The 1,834-nt window shown below is 41.4% G+C and carries 2 protein-coding genes; one reads left to right on the top strand and one right to left on the bottom strand.

The window, feature by feature from the left end:
* Positions 1–79 precede the first annotated feature (79 nt).
* Entirely contained in the window at positions 80–703 is a 624-nt protein-coding gene (locus CWM52_RS25785; RefSeq protein WP_032453057.1) for a recombinase family protein, read from the bottom strand.
* 327 nt (positions 704–1,030) lie between these two features.
* Here CWM52_RS25785 and CWM52_RS25780 point away from each other — a divergent pair, with 327 nt between their 5' ends.
* Entirely contained in the window at positions 1,031–1,522 is a 492-nt protein-coding gene (locus tag CWM52_RS25780; RefSeq protein WP_227521342.1) for a hypothetical protein, read from the top strand.
* The last annotated feature ends 312 nt before the right edge of the window (positions 1,523–1,834 follow it).

The raw sequence follows: 1,834 nt of genomic DNA, 5'->3' as shown, positions 1-1,834 counted from the left end.
GCCTGAGCGACCACCTTTAATCGGATGGCAATTACACAGAATTATTTACAGGGTCGGGCGTGACTATTCACAAGTCAAATTAAGCCATCTCTTTGAGACTCTTACTGACCTTTGCCACCGTTGCCCTTGAGCAATTCACCGTTTCCATTACGTCAGTGTAGGACATACCAGCCTGTAACAGCTTGGCTATTCTCTCATTACGCTGTGTGTCCTCTGGACGGCCTTTGTACTTACCGTCTGATTTGGCCTTTACAATGCCCTGAGCCTGTCTTCTCTTACGGTCTGTGTAATCTTTTCTGGCAATGGCCGCTAACATGTCCAGCATCATCCCGTTTAGCGCCTCAAGCATTCTGCTGGTGAACTCATCACCTGACTGAATAAGCTGGTGGCTTGTTGGCAGGTCTAAGGCAACCACTCTCACACCTTTCTCATTAATCAGTGACCGTAACTTGTTCCAGTCTTCGCCGCTCAAACGTGACAGGCGGTCTACCTGCTCCACTAAGAGAACATCTCCCTTCTGCGCAATCTCAAGCAGTCTGAACAACTCAGGACGCTGTAGCGATGCACCTGATTCATTCTCTGTGAAGTAGCTTGAAATGGTCATACCGTTGGCTGTAGCGAACTCATCCAACTGACCTTTGGCGCGTGTTGCGTCTTGCTGAGTTGTGGAAGCTCTGAGGTAAGCATAGACACGTGAAGTCATGATAGTGAACCGTGATAGTCTGTTTAAGATGGTTCAATTATATCAGTCTGTTTTATATGGTTCAATAAATCATTTTTGGGGTGAACTGGTTCAGTAAATCGGTGCTTGTTGAGGTATACCTAAAGTGAACCATCCGACGGCTGTGATAGATGAGAAAAGTAGCAGCATAAGAAAATTGCAAAGGTATGTGACCAGTGCCTCTCCAGCCTGATAAGCTTACATTCTTGGTAAGATAACTGACGGACAGAAAGATGCGAACGCAAGAAGACCTAAAACTGCTTTATGAAAAAAAACACATCGAGATACGAAAAACACTTGCACCATAGAATGGATATTACATCAATCATCTTAAAGGGACATCTCTTTGCTGAAGAGTTGTTAATGGACATTTTAAGATTGCATTGTCGTGATAGCAAACCAATTGAAAATATCCAATTAAGCTTTCAGCATAAATTGAAACTTGTTCAGGCACTTTTTGGCTCCCATCTTACTGGGTTTCAGTACCCTGAAAAAATATGGCCAGTTTTGGATAACTTGAATCAATTACGCAATGCTTTGGCACATCAAATTGACTCACCTAAGGCTGTCACGCGTCTAAACGCGTTCGTCACATCTTCCTGCCAACTATTTAATAAGGATGTGAAGATTTCTATTGTTGAAGCAATACCAGTCTCAGACAAAGACTTAACTGACGAATTACTGAGGATAATGTTTTATCTGTTAGGTTTTTTGGGTTGCATTCATGGTATTGCTTATCTTAATCCGCCATCGCCAGACAATAAAAATACTCCAATAAGGATACCAGACCCAATGAAATGAATAGATGATTGAGTCTTTCATTATCAGTGTATTAATTCATTGATTAATCACTGCATATCAATATTAACAGTAAAAACCCCTAATCCGTTGCTGTAACTGGTTTTGAGGGGTAAAAAGCTTGAAATCTGTGAACTGATACCCCCTGTTAATTAGCCGACTAAAATCACAATAAACCTAGTCTTATCAAGGGGGTGTTGATTGACAATGCACTTTTGAGAAATGAAAACGTAAAGCCGTCAGGTCATAGCGTCAAAATTGAGACTGTAATTTAAATTGTGTAATTGCCTGTTTTTGATATGTTCACTCCAACAA

The organism is Raoultella sp. T31 (assembly GCF_002806725.1).
Lineage (GTDB): Bacteria > Pseudomonadota > Gammaproteobacteria > Enterobacterales > Enterobacteriaceae > Klebsiella > Klebsiella electrica.
Note: the sequence above shows the minus strand (reverse complement) of the source record. Positions and strands in the feature narration are given on the sequence as shown.